We start from the raw sequence: 18,463 nt of genomic DNA on the forward strand, positions 1-18,463 counted from the left end.
CGCCCATGAGGCCGCTGGCGCATCTCTACCGAATGAAGAGGCTAATCCCTTGGCATTGACGATTCTTGGCCTGTCCGGCGCCCTTAGCCATGACCCTTCCGCGGCCCTGTACATCGACGGCAAACTGATTGCCGCCGCCGAAGAAGAGCGCTTCGTGCGTGACAAGCATGCGAAGAACCGCATGCCCTACGAGTCGGCGAAATTCTGCCTGGAGCAAGCTGGCATCAAGCCGTCCGACGTCGACGTGGTGGCCATTCCGTTCGCCCCGATCAGCCTGTTCGGCAAGGCCCGCTGGCACTACGCCAAGCGCTATTGGTATGCCCCGGACCGCGCACTTGACGCAATCCTGATGGGCAACCGTCGCTACAAGCGCTACCGCAAGAAGATCGTCTGGTGCCTTGAGCAACTGGGCTTCGACCCGAAAAAGGTCAAGATCGAGCCGGTCGAACACCACCTTGCACACGCTTCCAGCGCTTACCACTGCTCGGGCTTCAAAGAGAAGACCGCGATCCTTGGCATCGACGGCAAGGGTGAGTACGCCACCACCTTCTTCGGCTACGGCGAAAACGGCAAGATCCACAAGATCAAGGAATTCTTCGATCCGGACTCGTTGGGTGGCCTGTATGGCGCCATCACCGAATTCCTCGGTTTCGAAATGCTCGATGGCGAGTTCAAGGTCATGGGCATGGCGCCCTACGGCGATGCCAGCAAGTACGACTTCTCCCGTCTGGCCAGCTTTGAAAACGGCGAACTGGTGATCAACACCGAGTACGCCAACGTCATCGGCCTGCGCCGCTACAAAGAGAAGGGCAAGGGCTTCTACTTCTCGCCGAAGCTGATCGAATGGCTGGGCCCCAAGCGCGAAGGCGACATCGCCGACGAGCCGTACATCCACTACGCGGCCAGCATGCAGGCGTTGTTCGAGAAGCTGGCGCTGCAGATGATCGACCACTACTTGGGCGATACCCTGCGTGAAACCGGCAAGCTGGCCTTCGCTGGCGGCTGCGCGCTGAACGTCAAGCTCAACCAGAAGATCATTGCCCGCCCGGACGTGAAAGAGCTGTTCGTTCAGCCGGCTTCCGGCGACGCCGGCACTGCAGTCGGTGCGGCCGCCTATGTGTCCCACGCCCGTGGCGTACCGGTCGAGAAGATGGAGCACGTCTACCTCGGCCCTTCGTACTCCAATGAAGACGTGATCGCCGCCTGTGCCCGTCACCCGGACCAGCCGAAATGGCGCAAGCTCGACAACATGCCACAGCAGATCGCCCAGATCATGGTCGATGGCAACCCGGTGGCCTGGTTCCAGGGCCGCATGGAGTTCGGCCCGCGCGCGCTGGGTGGCCGTTCGATCATCGGCTGCCCGAGCGTCGAAGGTGTGGCTGACCGCATCAACCACCAGATCAAGTTCCGCGAGCGTTGGAGACCTTTCTGCCCGTCGATGCTCGACACCGTCGCCCCGCAGATGATCAAGGTCGACCACCCGGCGCCGTTCATGACCTTCACCTTCGAAGTGGCTGAAGAGTGGAAGACCCGTGTGCCGGAAGTGGTCCACGAGGACGGTACTTCGCGAGCCCAGGTGCTCAAGCGCGAGTACAACCCGCGTTACTACGACATGATGAAGGCGCTGGAAGACCTGACTGGCAACGGTGTGTCGCTGAACACCTCGCTGAACCGCCGTGGCGAGCCGATGATCTGCTCGCCGACCGATGCGCTGAACATGTTCTTCGGTTCGGACCTGCAGTACCTGATCATGGAAGATATCCTGGTCGTGAAGGACGGCGCAGCCGCCTATGACCAGCCGCTCTGAAGCGCGGATCCTGCAGTTCTGCCATGGCTATGACGGGCCGTTCCTCGACTGCGCCCGTCAGTACGCCAGCCTGTTCCAGGGCAGCGGCTACAAGGTCACCACTGTGTTCCTCACTGGCGCCGCCGACCCGCAGGTTGCGGCCGGTTGTGCGTCGGACGAGGTGCTGTTTCTCGAATTCAGCTCCAAGGCCGTGCGTGGTCTGAAACTCGGTGCAATTCGTGCCCTGCGGCGCATCGCGGCCGAGCGCAATTTCAGCTTCTGCATTGCTCACCGCTTCAAGCCGATCTATGTCGCGCTGCTGGGTACAGGCTTGCCGGTGATCGGTGTGCACCATGCGTTCGGCGACTACGAGCGCAAGGGCCGGCGGATTTTCGCCAACCTGTTCAGCAAGCGCCTGAGCCTGCTGGGCGTGTCGGATGCGGTGCGTGACGACATGCGCCGGTGCCTGCCGCAGTGGCCTGCCGAACGAATCCAGACGCTGTACAACCGTATCGATATCGACGCCCTGCAAGCTGCCCTGGTACCCCGTGCCGAGGCCCGTGCGGCGTTGGGCCTGGATGCCCAGGCATGGGTGGTCGGCAATGTCGGTCGCCTGCACCCTGATAAGGATCAGGCGACCTTGCTGCGTGGCTTTGCCGAGGCACTGCCTGGCCTGCCTGCTGGCGCACGCCTGGCCATCCTTGGCAAGGGCCGCCTGGAGGCCGAGCTCAAGGCGCTGGCTGCCGAGCTTGGCATTGCCGGGCAGGTGGACTTTCTCGGCCAGGTGGCGGGCGCCCGTCGCTATTTCCGGGCCTTCGATGTTTTTGCCTTGAGTTCCGACCATGAACCGTTCGGTATGGTCCTGCTCGAAGCCATGGTCGCCGGCGTACCGGTGCTGGCCACGGCTTGTGGTGGTGCACGCGAAGTGGTCGAAGGGGTTGGCGTGCTGTTTCCGCTGGCCGATGCCGCGCAACTGGCGCAGGCGCTGCGGCACCTGGCAGCACTGGATGCACAGCAACGTGAAGCCTGTGCCATGCATATGCTGCGGCGCCTGCACGAGCGTTTTTCCGACCAGGCTGTGCGCGAAGCGTTCTGGCAGTTGCCACAAGTTCGTGAGTTGGTGGGGAAGGCTTGATGCTCAATCATGTTCAAGCCATCCGCGAGCGCGGCTGGCGGGTCATCGACGCGACAGCCTATGCAGAGGCGTGGGCGCGCTTTGGTGGCAGCGTAGCGACCCACCCATTGGTGGTCGAGCAACTGGCGGATCTGGCGCAGATTCCCGTGCGTTATCTGGGCTGGTACCAGGCAGGTGAGCTGACCGCGGCCATTGCGACCTGGGGCCGTCATCTGGCGCTGTCCAAAGACGTGCTCAAGCGTGCGGGCAAGAAGGCCCTGTTCGACCTTGGCAATGCCGAGATCATCCTGCCGGCGGCAGCAGATGCCGGCGCGCCGTTGCGCCATGCCGCACGCTACCTGTCCGAACTGAGCCAGGGCCGTTTCAGTGGCCTGAAGGTGCAGAAGGAGCAGCTGGCCATGGCCCGTGCCCATGAAGACCTGTCGAAGAAGTTCCGCTACAACCAGCGCCGCGAATTGCGCCTGCTGGAAGAAGCGGGTGGCGTGGTGCGCCCGATCAGCGACTTCAGCGCGCAGCACATCGCTGCCATGTACTGCGACCTGTTCCAGCGCCGCTGGGGCTTCCCGGCCACCGGTGCCGAGCGCATGGCCGATGTGCTGGAGCGGCTGCGTGAACTGCTGATCGGCTCGGTGCTGATGCTCGATGACAAGCCGATCGCCATTCAACTGGTGTATCGCGTCGAGGCCCCCGAGTGGATCAGCGTCGAATACATCAACGGCGGCGTCGATCCGGAAACCAAGGCCTTCAGCCCGGGTAGCGTGCTGAGCTTCCTCAATACCCAGGCAGCCTGGGAAGATGCCCGTGCGCGTAACAAACCCCTGCGCTTCTCGTTCGGCCGTGCCGACCGGGAGTACAAGGACCGTTGGTGCAACCCTGTGCCGGTATTCCAGGCGTGAGTCGCAAGCAGCAGTTGCTCAAGCGCCACCGGCGCAACAAACGCCTGGGTTTGCTGGCCAGCCTGGCCGTGCTGCTGGCGCTGGGCGTCTTCACCTGGTGGTGGCTGCCGCTGTTGCTGTTGCCACTGCTCTGGGCGGCACACGAAGCCTGGTTCGCCGACCACCTGTTCTATGCGCCAGGCGAGGATTACGCCTACCGCTTCGGCGAACTGAGCCACGAAGTGCCGGCTGTGCTGCACGATGGGCTGCTCAAGGTGGACACCGCGTTGCAGGGCGATGAGACCCTGATCCTTGAAGTGCGGGTGAAAAGTGGATGGCTGGGGCGTTTCCTCGATCCACTTGTAGAGCTGCTCGGCGGCGAAGCTGATGATCGGCAAACGTTCGAACGCGGTGTCGATGGGCTGCGCTTCCTCAACCTCACCGGGATGGCCGCACCTTTGCAGGCGGGCACGCTACGTCTGCGCGGGCGATATTGCCGGCTGCAGGGTGAGCCACGGCTGTGGATAACCCCCAGCGTCGAGCTGCAGCGTCGCCGCGTGATGGTCATCGCGCCGCATGCCGATGATGCCGAGCTGGCTGCTTATGGCTTGTACAGCCAGGCGGACGAGACCTGGGTCGTGACCCTGACTGCGGGTGAGATCGAGGCCGAACACTATCAGCAGATGGGCCTTGGCAAGCCGGAGGCTGCCCGCTTGAAGGGTCGCCTGCGCGCTTGGGACAGTATCGCCGTACCGCGTTGGGCTGGCGTGCCAGAGTCCCGCTGCGTGCAGTTAGGGTATTTCTGCCTGCAGCTGCCCGCCATGCAGGCGGCCCCTGATCAGCCTGCCGCGTCCCGCGAAGCGGACATGGTCGATATTCGCCCGTTCCGCCAGTTCAACCCGTTCCCGCTGCCGGCCGACCGCGACGGTAAGCCAACCTGGCACAACCTGCTGGCTGATCTGCGGGCCCTGCTGGAAATGGCCAAGCCTGAAGTGCTGGTCATGCCGCATCCGCAGCTCGATCCGCATCCTGATCATGTCTGTGCCCAGGCAGCAGTCATGGAGGCCTTGCAAGGCCTGGCCTGTCAGCCGCAGACGCTGCTGTGTTACGCCAACCACCTGCATGACAACGACCGCTGGCCAATGGGCGACAGCGGCGATGGCGTGGCCTTGCCGCCGCAACTGAGCGCCGAGCAGGCCTGGGCGCCGTGCGTGTTGCTGTTGGATGTAGCTACCCAGCGTGACAAGGCCATGGCCTTGGGCATGATGCACGACCTCCAGCCCCGGGCGCCGTTCAAGCGTCGCCTGCGCCGGTTGTTGCAGCGCTGGCTGGCAGGGCGCCGAGCGTCGCCTTACGGAGAGAACGAGTTCTTCCGCAAGGCCGTGCGCCGGCACGAATTGTTCTGGCGGCGTGAGCTGTAAACCTGACCGGGATGGCGCAGAGCGCCCAAGGAAAGCAATGAAAGTCCTATTTCTAGTACAGAAGGAACAGCGTGCGATCCTCGATCGCCTGTACGATGGTGTCGCGGCCAACTGTGAATGCGACCTGCGCTGGTTGACCAGCGAAGACCAGCGCAACCTGCGCCGTTATTTCAAACGGGAAGTGCAGGTCGAACGTTATGACCGCATTGTCTTTTTCCTGCGCTTCAAGCAAGAAATCCGTCAGGTCGCCTTCATTCGTACGGTGCCAAACCTGGTCATTCTGGAGCACGACGCCTACCAGAATTACATCCCTTGCAAATACACCGGCAAGTTCAGCGCGCATTACCGCAAGCTGCCATGGGCACGTGTGATCAGTTCGGGCTACATGGTCAGCGAGCGCCTGCGCCAGGAAGGTTTTGACGCGGTGTTCGTGCCCAAGGGCTACGACGAGCAACTGCTGGCCGATCAAGGCCGTGAGCGTGACATTGAGCTGGCATTCGTCGGCAGCACCAACAGTGTCGCCTACAGCGGGCGCAAGGCGCTGCTGGATGAGCTGGGGCGGGTAGAGAACCTGGTGGTGACCCGCACCAAGTCGGGTGAGGACTACTGCAACACACTCAACCGTATTCAGTTCTTTGTCAGCGCCGACGTTGGTATGGGCGAGTACATGATCAAGAATTTCGAGGCCATGGCCTGTGGCTGCGTGCTGCTGGCGTACGACCAGGGCGAAGCAGAGAACCGCGCGCTGGGTCTGCAGGACATGCACAACGTCGTGTTTTATGGCGACATCCCGACGCTGCAGGCCAAGTTGCGTATCTTGCGTGAAAATCCCGAACTGGCTAGGCAGATTGCCAGCAATGGGCGCGAACTGGCCGTTTCGCGTTTCAGTTTTGCAGCCGTCGGGCAGAGCATCGTGGAGCACATGCGCCCGGCGCTCAGGCCCCACCCGCCGTTGTCCGGTTGGCAACGTTTGCGGCTGAAGCTGGGCTTCTGATCGCAAGCGTGGCCGATCACGGCTTCAAACCATGGCTATTCTGGGCACTAACCCGTGATTTCAGGGGTGTCCAAGAGAGTGCCAAATCTGTCTAACATTTCCAGCCTATGCTGGAAAAAGGCGCTTGCCCGACGTTGCGTGGAGGGTAAGACTGGCATTGACGCTGGTTGATGGCGCCATTACCCATATGGAAATTTCATTTCTTGTTGATTGAAGTTGCAGTCCCACCTGGCTCGCACGGGAGAGGGGCTCTATCCCCCATGAATATTGTCAACATGATGTGGGCAGGCGGTTCGCCGTACATGTCCATTCACAAGGTTCACCAACAGGTGCTGTCGCATGCGGGAGCTGACGCCCGTATCAGTGATTGGTTAATGCTCGGTGGTGAGCTGTGCCATGGCCGCAGCCCCGCCCGCGTGTGGCACATGCCGCAGCGTGTACTTAAGGGCAAGAGCTTTTGGCGCCTGTTGCTGCCCTGGCAGCGCATGCGTCTGTACAGGGCCCTGAGAGAGGCCCAAGCTGATGTGATCTTGCTCGACGGCGTCGGGGTCGCACGCTTGGTGCTGCCAGTGCTGCAGCGCATCCCGCAGCTGCAGGCCAAGGTGCTGTTCCATGGCATGACCCGGCTGAATGCCAATGATGTGCTTTTGTTGAACGAGCTGCCTGCAGACCGACTGAGTATCGCAGCGGTCTCGCAGACTTTGGCGCGGTCGCTTGAGCGGGACATCGGTCGTCCCGTGCAGACGCTGCGCATGGCATTCGACCCGCAGGCTTTCGCCAGGAAGTTGCTCAGTTGCGAGCAGGCTCGTCAGATGCTGGCGCTGCCCCAAACCTCTGGTCAGGTGCTTGGAGCAGTGGGGCGGCTGGTGGAAAGCAAAGGCTTTGAAACGCTTATCAAGGCATTCGCCAAGGGTGCAGCCAGCAAGCCGGACATGCGCCTGGTGATTGTCGGTGACGGCCCTCTGCGCGCCAGCTTGGAGGCGCAAGTTGATGAACTGGGGCTTACGGGGCGCGTGCTTCTATGCGGGCACCACAACGATTTGCAGCGACTCTACCGGGCGTTTGACTGGCTGCTGGTGCCGTCGCGTGCCGAAGGCCTGGGCCTGGTGGTACAAGAAGCCGTGATGGCGGATCTGCCGGTGGTTTGCAGCGAGTTGCCAGTGTTTCGTGAGCAGTTGCAGCAAGAGGGTTGTTACCTGCCGGTTGGCAATGTCGAAGCCTGGGCCAAGGCAATCGAGCGCTGCGATGCACCTAGCGCAAAGGCCTTGGCCGTTCGTCAGCGCGAGGCGCTCGCGCCCGAGGCAGCATGGCAGGCGTTCTGCGATGGGGCACAGAAACTGCTGCGTGGGTGAAGTCAGCGAGCCAGGAGGGCCGCCTGGAAGTCGGCGATGGGGAACCGGTCACCCAGGTTCTCTCGCTCGATGTATCGCACCATATGTTGCACATTGCGCCTGATCATCCGTGCAGATAATGGCGGGCGCAGAAAACGCATGTCTGCTACATCGATCAGGCCGAGGCGCTGGTCAGGTGTTACCACTACATTGCCCAGGTGCAGCGACCGGAAGTACACGCCACTGCGGTGCAATTGACGGATCAATTCGATAAGCCGGGGCAGCCAGGCATGCCAGCTGAACCCGGCATCACGCGATAACTGCAGCAATGTACGTCCCGGCAGTGGGCGATACAGCACTGCTGTTCTGCCGGGCAAATCCAGTTTGTGCTGGCTGATCACTTCGAGTGTAGGGATGCCGAGTTGCTTCAGGCGAGCGGCGTTGTCGACGAAGCGCTGCGAGTAAGGTCGGAGCAGCGCAGATGAAATCAGGCGCTTCCTACGGAATATCTTGAGGAAATTCCCATCTGCGAGCAGGTAAACTTTGGCGCCATGGCTATCTGCCTCTAGCACCTGGGCTCCAAGTGTCAGCTGATCGAAGTCGACCTGGGAGAGGCGGGAGCACTGCATGTATAGGGCCTTGTCGTCTGCAAGCAAAAATGGCTGACAATAATGCCGAAAATAAAGCTGTTGCACCATGTCTGGTGTCATTTCGCGTTACTGGGGAGTTTGGATGTTGTATCAGAAGAGCTGGGCCAAGGGCTGGCTAGCTATTGGTTTTGTCTGGTTCCTGGCAGCCATTGCCTTGGCTCCCAGCAATAAGCTGTACCAGCAAGGCATGATCGTGTTCATGTGGTTGCCTACTCTGGTAATTGCATGGTCGGCGAGACGAATTCTGACTGATGCCTGGCGGCAACAGCCTGCGCTTTGGGGGGCGCTGGCGTTGCTATTGGCTTGGGGGGCGCTGAGCCTGGTCTGGTCAACTAATGAAGAATCCGGGCGTGAGGGCAAACGGCTGGTTTACATTCTGGTGTTCTTGCTGGCGTTCCCAATGATAGGGCAAATGGGGACGGCCCGTATTCGTCAGTTGCTGCGCATAGGGTCTGTATTGCTCGCGATTGCCGCGCTGATATCGATTGTCAGGTTCTATGGCATCCAGGCCATGCCGCTGATTACGCGCTTGGAAGGTATTGGCGAGATTTCACACCCGATCCTTGGTGCCTATGTGGTTGGAATAGCTGCGTTGCTGCTGCTTTACGATCGGCCGCGACAGTGCGCCTTGCGCCTGGGCTGGCTGTTGGCACTGGCCTGCCTGGGTGCATTTGTCGCCTTGAGCCAGAGCCGTGGCGCGATGCTGGCACTGGTCATTCCCGTGATACTGGCACCTCTGTGGTTCCGTAACAGGTACAGTCAGCTCATCGCGCTGCTCGCCGTGGCGGCCACAGGGCTGGCGTTTTGCGCCGTATATGAACTGATCGCCCTGCGCGGCTCGTCCTTCCGCCCTGAAATTTTCCGCTCGGCACTGCACATGATCAGTGAGCACCCATGGGGCGGGCTGGGGCTGGGGGCCTACTACAGGGTTGAGGTTGCAGGTATGCAGTTCGATCACACCCACAACATGTTTACCCATGTTGCAGTTGAGCTCGGGTTGCCTGGGATGCTGCTGTGGATAGCTGTGTGGTTGTTCACCTTGGCGGAGATTATTCGTGCTCGCCACACTGCCTTTGGCAAGATCCTGCTTTGCCTCTGGGTGTACTCGACCATGGCCATGCAGTTCGACGCTGCCAGCCTCACCGCGACGCCACGGGCTGAGTGGTTCGTCAGCTGGCTGCCAGTCGGGCTGGTCATGTTGTTGCCATGGATGCGTGCCGAAAATGACGCCTGTGGTAAAATTTCCGGTTCAACCTGAACAGCGAGCTCGATGATGGCCGAAACACCGCTACCGGCGGAGCACACCTCCAGCCTGAGGATCTACTTCCGGCTGCTGAGCTACGTGAAACCCTATGTCGGCATTTTCCTGCTGAGCATTGTCGGTTTTGTGATCTTTGCTTCGACTCAGCCCATGCTGGCCGGGATTCTCAAATATTTTGTCGATGGGCTGAGCAACCCGGAAGCGGTCCTGTTTCCCAACGTCCCTTACCTGCGCGACCTGCAGTTGCTGCAGGCGGTGCCGCTGCTGATCATCCTGATCGCGGCATGGCAGGGGCTGGGCTCGTTCCTGGGCAACTATTTCCTGGCCAAGGTTTCCCTGTGCCTGGTGCATGACCTGCGCGTGGAACTGTTCAACAAGCTGCTGGTGCTGCCCAATCGCTACTTCGACAACCACAACTCGGGCCACCTGATTTCGCGGATTACCTTCAACGTGACCATGGTCACCGGTGCCGCTACCGATGCGATCAAGGTCGTTATCCGTGAAGGCCTGACGGTAGTGTTCCTGTTCGGTTACCTGCTGTGGATGAACTGGCACCTGACCCTGGTGATGGTCGCCATCCTGCCGGTGATCGCAGTGATGGTCAGCGTTGCCAGCAAGAAATTCCGCAAGCAGAGCAAGAAAATCCAGTCCGCCATGGGCGATGTGACGCACGTCGCGTCCGAGACCATCCAGGGTTACCGCGTGGTCCGCAGCTTTGGCGGTGAGGCTTACGAACAGCAGCGCTTTGGCAACGCCAGCCAGAGCAACACCGACAAGCAGCTGCACATGACCAAGACCGGCTCGCTGTACACGCCGCTGCTGCAATTGGTGATCTACACCGCCATGGCGGCGCTGATGTTCCTGGTACTGTTCCTGCGGGGTGATTCCACTGCCGGTGACCTGGTGGCCTACATCACGGCGGCAGGCCTGCTGCCCAAGCCGATCCGCCAGCTGTCGGAAGTCAGTTCGACCATCCAGAAAGGCCTGGCCGGTGCCGAAAGCATTTTCGAGCAACTGGACGAGCAGCCTGAGGTCGACACCGGTACCGTCGAGAAGGACCGTGTGGCAGGCCGCCTCGAAGTGCGTAACCTGAGCTTCACTTACCCTGGCACCGAGCGCGAAGTGCTGAGCGATATCAGCTTTGTCGCCGAGCCTGGGCAGATGATCGCCCTGGTCGGGCGCTCGGGCAGCGGCAAGTCGACCCTGGCGGCCTTGATCCCGCGCTTCTACCATCACGATCAGGGGGAGATCCTGCTCGATGGCGTGGAGATCGAGAACTATCGCCTGCGCAACCTGCGCCGCCATGTTTCCCAGGTGACCCAGCACGTCACCCTGTTCAACGATACCGTGGCCAACAACATTGCCTATGGCGACCTGGCAGGCGCCCCGCGTGCCGATATCGAAGCGGCAGCCGCAGACGCCTACGCCAAGGAGTTTGTCGACCGCCTGCCAAAAGGCTTCGACACCGAAGTCGGTGAAAACGGCGTGCTGCTCTCAGGTGGCCAGCGCCAGCGCCTGGCAATTGCCCGGGCACTGCTGAAGAATGCACCGCTGCTGATCCTTGACGAAGCGACTTCGGCGCTGGATACCGAGTCCGAGCGGCATATCCAGGCGGCCCTGGATCATGTCATGCAGGGCCGTACCACGCTGGTGATCGCGCACCGTCTGTCGACCATCGAGAAGGCCGACCAGATCCTGGTGATGGACCAGGGCCGTCTGGTCGAGCGCGGCACCCATGCCGAACTGCTCGCAGCCAATGGCCATTATGCCCGGCTGCATGCCATGGGCCTGGATGAGCCGGCCAAGGCCGATATCACCTGACCCGCCTTGATCGGGGCCGTATCGGCCCCGGTTTTCACGGGAATGTTCCAGGGTGTATCTGGCCGTAAAGCCGTCGCCTACCCTGTGCTAATATCCTGCCCCTGTTCATTATTTTCATATGGGTTGCCCATGAAGTTGTCCATGCCGCGTTTCGATCAAGCCCCGGTACTGGTGGTCGGCGATGTCATGCTCGACCGCTACTGGCATGGCGGTACTTCGCGTATCTCGCCTGAAGCGCCAGTACCGGTGGTCAAGGTCGATCAGATCGAGGATCGCCCCGGCGGCGCGGCCAACGTTGCCTTGAATATCGCCGCCCTCGGCGCGCCAGCCGCGCTGATCGGTGTCACCGGCCAGGACGAAGCTGCCGACAGCCTCGCCAATAGCCTGCAGGCCGCTGGTGTGCGTTCGGTGTTCCAGCGCATCGCCCACCAGCCGACCATCGTCAAGCTGCGGGTCATGAGCCGTCACCAGCAATTGCTGCGCATCGACTTCGAAGAGCCGTTCGCCACCGACCCGCTGTCGCTGGGTGCTGAAGTCGACACGTTGCTCGAGGGCGTCAAGGTCCTGGTCCTGTCCGACTATGGCAAGGGCGCGCTGAAGAACCACCAGAGCCTGATCCAGGCCGCACGTGCCAAGGGCATCCCGGTGCTGGCCGACCCCAAGGGCAAGGATTTTTCCATCTACCGTGGCGCCAGCCTGATCACTCCGAACCTCAGCGAGTTCGAGACCATCGTCGGCCGTTGCGCCGATGAGGCCGAGCTGGTCGCAAAAGGCCTGCAATTGCTGCAGGACCTGGACCTTGGGGCGCTGCTGGTGACCCGTGGCGAGCACGGCATGACCCTGCTGCGCACCGGCCAGCCTGCGCTGCACCTGCCAGCCCGGGCGCGCGAAGTGTTCGATGTGACCGGTGCCGGCGATACCGTGATCTCTACCCTGGCGGCTGCCATTGCTGCAGGCGAAGACCTGCCGCACGCCGTGGCCCTGGCCAACCTGGCCGCAGGCATCGTGGTTGGCAAGCTGGGTACTGCGGCAATCAGCGCCCCGGAGCTGCGCCGGGCGATCCAGCGTGAGGAAGGCTCCGAGCGCGGTGTGCTGGGCCTGGAGCAACTGCTGTTGGCCATCGACGATGCGCGGGCGCACAACGAGAAGATCGTCTTCACCAACGGCTGTTTCGATATTCTGCACGCCGGGCATGTCACCTATCTGGAGCAGGCGCGGGCGCAGGGTGATCGGCTGATCGTCGCGGTCAACGACGATGCGTCGGTCAGCCGCCTGAAAGGGCCGGGCCGTCCGATCAACAGCGTTGATCGGCGCATGGCTGTGCTGGCCGGCCTCGGGGCGGTGGACTGGGTGATCAGCTTCCCTGAAGGCACACCGGAGAACCTGCTGAGCCAGGTCAAGCCGGATGTGCTGGTCAAGGGTGGCGACTACGGCATCGACCAGGTGGTGGGTGCCGATATCGTCAAGGCCTATGGCGGAACCGTGAAGGTACTGGGGCTGGTCGAGAACAGCTCGACCACGGCCATCGTCGAGAAGATCCGCAAGAACTGATCTATTGCTGGGCCGCAAAGCGGCCCCAGCTTGTTACTTGTGAAGTGAAGTGCGGGCGCGCTCCAGCAGTGCGCGAGCTTTGTCACCAAAGCGCTGCAGATGCGAAGCCGGCGCCACCTTGCGCTCCACCAGCCCCTGCTGCTTGACCCAGTCCTTCCAGCGAATCCGCTCATCGGCCACCACCCAGCCTTCCTGCCTGGCAAAGCTCTCGGCCAGGTACAGCCCGCGGGTGCTCGCCGGCACCAGCTCATCTTTTTTCAGCGTGTACAGCTCGGCCAAAGGCTGCCCATCCTGTACCGGCATCAGGTACAGATCCGGCCGCTTGCGGTTGAGCCGCGCTACCAGCTGGTCGCCTTCCAGCCGCTCATCGACGTGGAACAGGCTGAGTTTCTTGGCTTCCCTGGGTACCTGCAGGCGCATGTCGTAGATCAACTGCAGCGAAGCGGTCGGCAAGTGCACATAGGCCCGTGGCCGTTCCAGCAACATCAGATTGCCGCAGTGCACCGGGCGGGCAGCCCCCGACTCGGGCGTCAGCACGAAGGGCAAGGCTTCGCGGTAATGCAGTGCGGCAGCATAGGGTGCTGGCAGCCAGGTATCGTTGAAGCGCCCGCTCAACCAGCCTTCCGGGGTCTCCAGCAAGCATTCTTCAGCTACTTCCTGGACGGCGGTGTGCAGCGGCAGGTTGAGTTCCTGGGCGGGGACATACCCGGAAATCAGCTTCAGTACCACGTCACCGCGATCCTGGCGACGTTGCCTCACCAGCACCCAGTAATCACGGTGCTGCCAATGCAGGGTCAGGCGCACCGAAACACCCAGGTTGGCCAGTTCGACCACGAAACGCTGCTGGTCGGCAAGCTGGATGGCGCGCCGTCGCTGCTGGGTTTGGGCGAAGTTCAGGGGCATGCCGATGCTCTGGTAAACCAGGCCTTCGGGGGTGGCTTCGACATGCAGCGGCAGTGTCTTGAAGTTGCTCGGGTTCTTGCGGATCAGCGTACGCGCCACGAGGCTCCTCCTTGCGTCGGGTCAGTCTCCAGGCCCAGCTTGGCTGGGTGGCAACTCAATGCCGGCCCAGGATGCGGGCGACGGTGGCCACATTGTGGGCCAGATGCAACGCATTGATGGTGCCGACGATAGCACTGCTCACGCCCGGGTGGGCGAACAGTAGCTCGAAGCTTGCCTGCACCGGGTCGACCCCAGGGGCAAGGCAGATATGCCCGCTGGCCAACGCCTTCTTCACCAGAATGGCCTTGCCGTGTTCGGCAGCGTAGTCCAGCACCGGGCGTTCTGCCTGCTCGTTGAGGTTGTAGGTGACCATGGCGCAATCGCCTTGTTCCAGCGCCTTCAGGCCACCGGCGACGGTCTTGCCGGAAAGCCCATAACCGAGAATCTTGCCTTCCTGCTTGAGTTCGGCGAGGGTCTGGTAGACCTCCTGCTGCTCGAGGATTTCCAAGTCATTGCCATCGGAGTGCACCAGCACCAGCTCGATGCGGTCGGTTTCCAGGCGGCGCAGGCTGCGCTCCACCGAGCGGCGGGTGTGGGCGGCGCTGAAGTTGAAGCTGGACTGGCCGTCTTCGAACTCTTCACCCACCTTGCTGATAATCACCCACTCATCACGCTGGCCGCGCAGCAGCGGCCCAAGGCGCTCTTCACTGCGCCCATAGGCCGGGGCGGTATCGATCAGGTTGATACCCAGTTCGCGGGCCTGGGCCAGCAGCAGGCGGGCTTCGTCATCACCGGGAATGGTAAAGCCATTGGGGTATTTGACGCCTTGGTCGCGGCCCAGCTTGACCGTGCCCAGACCCAGCGGCGAAACCTTGAAACCGGTGCTGCCCAGGGGGCGGTGCAAGCCATGCAAGGTTGGCAAGGTCATGGCAGCAGTTGCTCCCAGGCGGGTACACCCAGGGCAGGGCGCGGCAAGCCGGCGAGGTCGGCCTGTGCCGCCGGGCGCACACCATCGCGCTCGAGGCTGGCCAGTACGCGGTCACTGAAGTCCGGTGCCAATGCGAGTTTGGTCGGCCAGCCCACCAGCAGGCGCTGCTGCTCGGCGAGGAAGGCGTTGTCGGGGCGGACCAGGCCGGACTGCGCGGGCTCGGCGCGATCGACGCGCAGGGTCGCCCAGCGCACCTGGCTTTGATCGACCCAGGGCAGCAGGCTGGCGATTTCTTTTTGCGCGGCGGCAATCTGCGCGGCGGGTTCGCGGGCTACGCCGTCGGCCTCGGCGATATCGCCGCCAAGGTACCAGACCCACTGGCCATCTGCGGCAGGGTGGGTGGTGACGGTCACACGCGGTTTTGGTCCACCGCCCAGGCAGTGGGCATACAGCGGCTTGAGGTTTGGCCCCTTGGCCAGGACCATGTGCAATGGCCGGGTCTGCATGGCAGGTTGCTGCAGGCCCAGGGCATGCAGCAGCTCTGCGGTGCCAGCACCGGCGCTGAGCACGATGCGCTGGGCGCGGATTTCGCGGGCGTCGACGCGCAGGCCGACCAGTTCGTCGCCCTCGCGCAACGGTTCGATATGTTCGCCTGCGAGCAGGCTGTCACCGGCCAGTTCGGCCAGGTTGGCGAGCAGGCTGGGCACATCGATCACCAGCTCTGCCAAGCGGTAGACCTTGCCTTTGAAGGCGCGGTCCTGCAGGGCCGGCGGCAATTGCTCGCCTTTTACCTGATCGACCCGGCCACGCACGGCCTTGCTGGCGAAGAAGCTGGTCAGGTTGCCGGCCAGGGTGCCTGGCGACCACAGGTAATGGGCATCCGAAAGCAGGCGGGTGCGGGTCAGGTCCAGCTCGCCGCTGCCACTGATCGCTTCGCGCCAGCGCCGCGGCATGTCGGCGATGGCTTCCGAGGCGCCGGTCAGTGCGCCGTGCAAGGCATACTTGGTACCGCCGTGAATGATGCCCTGGGACTTGATGGTCTGCTCGCCACCAAGACTGGCGCGCTCCACCAGCACTGTCGAGTAACCCAGGCGACGCAGGCGGGCATTGAGCCAGAGGCCTGCGACCCCGGCGCCGACGATCAGCACGTCAGTGGAAATGGCGGATGGCATGGCGGTACCTCGAAGACTGGGACAGCTGGCAAGTATACAGCCTGCCTCAGTGCCCGGCAGTCTTGGAGAACAGTTGAATCACCACCACGCCGCCGACGATCATGGCCATGCCCAGCATTGCCGGCACATCCAGCTTCTGCCCATAGACCACCAGCGCAGCCAGGCTGATCAGCACGATGCCCAGCCCGGACCAGAGCGCATAGGCGATGCCCACCGGAATGCTGCGCACCACCAAGGTCAGCATCCAGAACGCGATCCCATAGCCGACCACCATCAGCAGCAACGGCAACGGCGTGCTCAGCCCCTTGACCGCCTTCATGGAAGCAGTGGCGATGACTTCGGCGCAGATGGCGATGGCGAGATAGGTATAGGCGTTCATGGCAGGATCCTCCGGTAACTGGCTCGGCATTCTAGCGGTTGCCCAGATGCGGTAAAGTCATTACCTATCCGAATTGGAGATAGGTTTATGGCCGAGCAATGGAACCTTGAACAGCTGCGCACCTTCCTGCGTGTTGCCGAATTGCGCTCGTTTTCCGCGGTGGCCCGCGAACAGCGCAAGGCGCAGTCGGCCATCAGCAATGCCATCGCGCTGCTTGAGGCCGACCTGGGTGTCACGCTGTTCGAGCGCAGTAGCGGGCGGCAGCCGAAACTGACCGAAAACGGTACAGCGTTGCTCGAGGATGCCCGTGAACTGTTGCGTCAGTGCGAGCGCCTGGATGGACGCGCGCTGGCGCTGATGCGTGGCCAGGAAGCACTGCTCAGGGTCGCCCAGGATGAGGCCATGCCTTATCAGCCGGTGATCGACAGCCTCGACGAACTGGCCAGCCGGTATCCCTATCTGGAGGTGCAACTGGCCAGCGGCGCCCAAGGCGACGTGGCGCGCAAGCTGGCCGAGCGGCGTGCCGACCTGGGGCTGTTCTTCCATCACGAGCGCATCCCGGCAGCGCTTGAGCGGCGAGCCCTGGGCAGTGTGGAAATGGTCACGGTGTGCGCGGCCGGCCACCCGCTGGCGCGCGAGGGCCGGGTTACCCGCCAGCAACTGGCTCGGCACCGGCAATTGCTGATCACCCCGCAGCAAAGTGGTTATCCCGGCGGGGAGGCGATCAGCCCGCACGTGTGGCGCGCCGACAGCTTCTATGCCATGGCCGAATTGCTGATGCGTGGGCTGGGTTGGGCCTGGTTGCCGCGGCATGTGGTGCAGTATCCAACCTACCAGGCGCACATGGTCGAACTCGACAGCGAATGGCGCCCGCCAGCGCTGGTGGCGGAACTGGCCTGGCGCCGCGATGAACCGCTGGGCCCGGCCGCGCAATGGTTGGCCGAGCGCTTTGCGGTGCACCTGCGCGCGATCGGGTAAACTCCGCCGCCATGAACAGAACTCTCTATACCTTGCTGTTTCACCTGGGCCTGCCGCTGGTTGCGCTGCGCCTGTACCTGCGCGCGCGCAAGGCGCCGGCCTACGGCCAGCGCATCGGTGAGCGCTTTGCCCGCAACCTGCCGGCCATGCGCCAAGGAGGGATCTGGGTGCATGCGGTGTCGGTCGGCGAAAGCATTGCCGCCGCACCGATGGTACGTGAGCTGCTCAAGGCCTACCCGGACTTGCCGATCACGCTTACCTGCATGACCCCGACCGGCTCCGAGCGCATTCGCGCGATGTTCGCCAATGAACCGCGCGTCCAGCATTGCTACCTGCCCTACGACCTGCCGTGGGCGGCCGGGCGTTTTCTCGATCATGTGAAGCCCAGGCTGGGCATCATCATGGAAACCGAGCTGTGGCCCAATCACATTCACCAGTGTGCCAAACGCGGCATTCCGGTAGCCCTGGCCAACGCCCGGTTGTCCGAGCGCTCGGCCCGTGGTTATGCGCGTTTCGCCAACCTGACCCGCCCAATGCTCGCCGAGATGAGCCTGATTGCGGTTCAGACCGAAACCGAGGCGCAACGTTTTCGTGTTCTGGGGGCACGGGCTGAATGCGTGCAGGTAACCGGCTCGATCAAGTTCGACCTGAAAATTGACGATCAACTGTTGCCGCGTGCCAAGGCGTTGCGCGAACAATGGGGCGCAGGGCAGCGCCCGGTGTGGATCGCCGCCAGTACCCACGAAGGTGAGGACGCTCTGATCCTGCAGGCGCATCAGAAGCTGCTGCAGGTACATGGTGATGCGCTATTGCTTTTGGTGCCGCGCCACCCTGAGCGCTTCGATGCGGTACATGCGTTGTGTGCCGCCCAGTTCACCACTGTGCGCCGCTCTGTTGGAACTGCGGTCGAAGCTCAGACCCGCGTATTGCTCGGCGACACCATGGGCGAGCTGCTTTTCCTCTACGCCTTGGCCGATATCGCCTTTGTCGGCGGCAGCCTGGTGGCCACGGGGGGCCATAACCCATTGGAGCCAGCGGCACTGGCATTGCCGGTGCTCATGGGGCCACATGTGTTCAATTTCCTCGAAATCAGCGCCATGTTGCGCGAGGCGGGGGCGTTGCAGCAGGTTGATGATGCCGACGGGCTGGCCGAAGCGGTGCGGCGCTTGATCGAACTGCCTCAGGATGCGCAGCGCATGGGCGAAGCGGGCAGGGCGGTGATGCGGGCCAACCAGGGCG

General features: G+C 62.6%; 16 protein-coding genes. 11 read left to right on the forward strand and 5 right to left on the reverse strand.

Going from position 1 to position 18,463, the window contains the following annotated elements:
• The first annotated feature begins 49 nt into the window (after window positions 1-49).
• The 6 genes from APH27_RS09965 (at window position 50) to APH27_RS09990 (ending at window position 7,563) form a co-directional block, all read left to right on the forward strand.
• On the forward strand, window positions 50-1,807 hold the full coding sequence (locus tag APH27_RS09965; protein ID WP_016501928.1) for a carbamoyltransferase: 1,758 nt from the start codon (window positions 50-52) through the stop codon (window positions 1,805-1,807).
• Window positions 1,791-2,921, forward strand: a complete 1,131-nt coding sequence (locus APH27_RS09970; RefSeq protein ID WP_027920704.1) for a glycosyltransferase — start codon at window positions 1,791-1,793, stop codon at window positions 2,919-2,921. Before APH27_RS09965 ends, APH27_RS09970 begins: the two co-directional genes overlap by 17 nt.
• A complete protein-coding gene (locus APH27_RS09975; protein ID WP_060484691.1) occupies window positions 2,921-3,817 on the forward strand; it encodes an antimicrobial resistance protein Mig-14 in 897 nt (298 codons plus the stop codon). The genes APH27_RS09970 and APH27_RS09975 overlap by 1 nt, the downstream gene beginning before the upstream one ends.
• Window positions 3,814-5,217 (forward strand): PIG-L deacetylase family protein, encoded by a 1,404-nt coding sequence (locus APH27_RS09980; protein WP_060484692.1) that lies wholly within the window; start codon window positions 3,814-3,816, stop codon window positions 5,215-5,217. The genes APH27_RS09975 and APH27_RS09980 overlap by 4 nt, the downstream gene beginning before the upstream one ends.
• 37 nt (window positions 5,218-5,254) lie before the next feature.
• Window positions 5,255-6,211, forward strand: coding sequence for a glycosyltransferase (locus tag APH27_RS09985; RefSeq protein ID WP_027920707.1), 957 nt, complete (start codon window positions 5,255-5,257; stop codon window positions 6,209-6,211).
• A 260-nt stretch (window positions 6,212-6,471) separates the two neighbouring features.
• Window positions 6,472-7,563, forward strand: a complete 1,092-nt coding sequence (locus APH27_RS09990) for a glycosyltransferase (RefSeq protein WP_060484693.1) — start codon at window positions 6,472-6,474, stop codon at window positions 7,561-7,563.
• 2 nt (window positions 7,564-7,565) lie between these two features.
• Here APH27_RS09990 and APH27_RS09995 read toward each other — a convergent pair whose 3' ends face one another.
• Window positions 7,566-8,171: a hypothetical protein gene (locus APH27_RS09995; protein ID WP_027920709.1), complete on the reverse strand. Its 606-nt coding sequence runs from the start codon at window positions 8,169-8,171 to the stop codon at window positions 7,566-7,568.
• A 103-nt stretch (window positions 8,172-8,274) separates the two neighbouring features.
• Between APH27_RS09995 and APH27_RS10000 the strand changes: the two genes are divergently transcribed.
• From APH27_RS10000 to hldE, 3 genes are all read left to right on the forward strand, one after another.
• Window positions 8,275-9,450 carry an O-antigen ligase gene (locus APH27_RS10000; RefSeq protein ID WP_027920710.1) on the forward strand — a complete coding sequence of 392 codons (1,176 nt, stop codon included), beginning with the start codon at window positions 8,275-8,277 and terminating at the stop codon, window positions 9,448-9,450.
• A 15-nt stretch (window positions 9,451-9,465) separates the two neighbouring features.
• On the forward strand, window positions 9,466-11,274 hold the full coding sequence (gene msbA / locus APH27_RS10005; RefSeq protein ID WP_027920711.1) for a lipid A export permease/ATP-binding protein MsbA: 1,809 nt from the start codon (window positions 9,466-9,468) through the stop codon (window positions 11,272-11,274).
• Window positions 11,275-11,403: 129 nt separating this feature from the next.
• Entirely contained in the window at window positions 11,404-12,825 is a 1,422-nt protein-coding gene (gene hldE / locus APH27_RS10010) for a bifunctional D-glycero-beta-D-manno-heptose-7-phosphate kinase/D-glycero-beta-D-manno-heptose 1-phosphate adenylyltransferase HldE (RefSeq protein ID WP_060484694.1), read from the forward strand.
• A 33-nt stretch (window positions 12,826-12,858) separates the two neighbouring features.
• Here the strand turns inward: hldE and APH27_RS10015 are convergent, their stop codons facing one another.
• Genes APH27_RS10015 through APH27_RS10030 form a run of 4 tightly spaced genes read right to left on the reverse strand, consistent with a single transcriptional unit; the run spans window position 12,859 to window position 16,246 of the window.
• A complete protein-coding gene (locus tag APH27_RS10015) occupies window positions 12,859-13,827 on the reverse strand; it encodes a hypothetical protein (protein ID WP_027920713.1) in 969 nt (322 codons plus the stop codon).
• A 55-nt stretch (window positions 13,828-13,882) separates the two neighbouring features.
• Complete coding sequence (locus tag APH27_RS10020; RefSeq protein ID WP_060484695.1) at window positions 13,883-14,695, reverse strand: aldo/keto reductase; 813 nt, start codon at window positions 14,693-14,695, stop codon at window positions 13,883-13,885.
• Window positions 14,692-15,867 (reverse strand): FAD-binding oxidoreductase, encoded by a 1,176-nt coding sequence (locus APH27_RS10025; RefSeq protein WP_027920715.1) that lies wholly within the window; start codon window positions 15,865-15,867, stop codon window positions 14,692-14,694. The genes APH27_RS10020 and APH27_RS10025 overlap by 4 nt, the downstream gene beginning before the upstream one ends.
• Before the next feature lie 46 nt (window positions 15,868-15,913).
• A complete protein-coding gene (locus APH27_RS10030; RefSeq protein WP_027920716.1) occupies window positions 15,914-16,246 on the reverse strand; it encodes a multidrug efflux SMR transporter in 333 nt (110 codons plus the stop codon).
• Between the two features lie 87 nt (window positions 16,247-16,333).
• On the opposite strand from APH27_RS10030, the gene APH27_RS10035 reads away from it, so the two are divergent.
• Window positions 16,334-17,224, forward strand: coding sequence for a LysR family transcriptional regulator (locus APH27_RS10035; RefSeq protein WP_027920717.1), 891 nt, complete (start codon window positions 16,334-16,336; stop codon window positions 17,222-17,224).
• 11 nt (window positions 17,225-17,235) lie between these two features.
• The coding region (gene waaA / locus APH27_RS10040) for a lipid IV(A) 3-deoxy-D-manno-octulosonic acid transferase (RefSeq protein WP_060484697.1) at window positions 17,236-18,463 on the forward strand (1,228 nt) is incomplete at its 3' end.

Source organism: Pseudomonas sp. NBRC 111123, assembly GCF_001320205.1.
Lineage (GTDB): Bacteria > Pseudomonadota > Gammaproteobacteria > Pseudomonadales > Pseudomonadaceae > Aquipseudomonas > Aquipseudomonas putida_J.

Coding starts and splice junctions, on each gene's coding strand:
- APH27_RS09970 (WP_027920704.1), top strand. CDS start 1,791: ATGACCAGCCGCTCTGAAGCGCGGATCCTGCAGTTCTGCCATGGCTAT.
- APH27_RS09975 (WP_060484691.1), top strand. CDS start 2,921: ATGCTCAATCATGTTCAAGCCATCCGCGAGCGCGGCTGGCGGGTCATC.
- APH27_RS09985 (WP_027920707.1), top strand. CDS start 5,255: ATGAAAGTCCTATTTCTAGTACAGAAGGAACAGCGTGCGATCCTCGAT.
- APH27_RS09990 (WP_060484693.1), top strand. CDS start 6,472: ATGAATATTGTCAACATGATGTGGGCAGGCGGTTCGCCGTACATGTCC.
- APH27_RS09995 (WP_027920709.1), bottom strand. CDS start 8,171: ATGCAGTGCTCCCGCCTCTCCCAGGTCGACTTCGATCAGCTGACACTT.
- APH27_RS10000 (WP_027920710.1), top strand. CDS start 8,275: ATGTTGTATCAGAAGAGCTGGGCCAAGGGCTGGCTAGCTATTGGTTTT.
- msbA (WP_027920711.1), top strand. CDS start 9,466: ATGGCCGAAACACCGCTACCGGCGGAGCACACCTCCAGCCTGAGGATC.
- hldE (WP_060484694.1), top strand. CDS start 11,404: ATGAAGTTGTCCATGCCGCGTTTCGATCAAGCCCCGGTACTGGTGGTC.
- APH27_RS10020 (WP_060484695.1), bottom strand. CDS start 14,695: ATGACCTTGCCAACCTTGCATGGCTTGCACCGCCCCCTGGGCAGCACC.
- APH27_RS10025 (WP_027920715.1), bottom strand. CDS start 15,867: ATGCCATCCGCCATTTCCACTGACGTGCTGATCGTCGGCGCCGGGGTC.
- APH27_RS10030 (WP_027920716.1), bottom strand. CDS start 16,246: ATGAACGCCTATACCTATCTCGCCATCGCCATCTGCGCCGAAGTCATC.
- APH27_RS10035 (WP_027920717.1), top strand. CDS start 16,334: ATGGCCGAGCAATGGAACCTTGAACAGCTGCGCACCTTCCTGCGTGTT.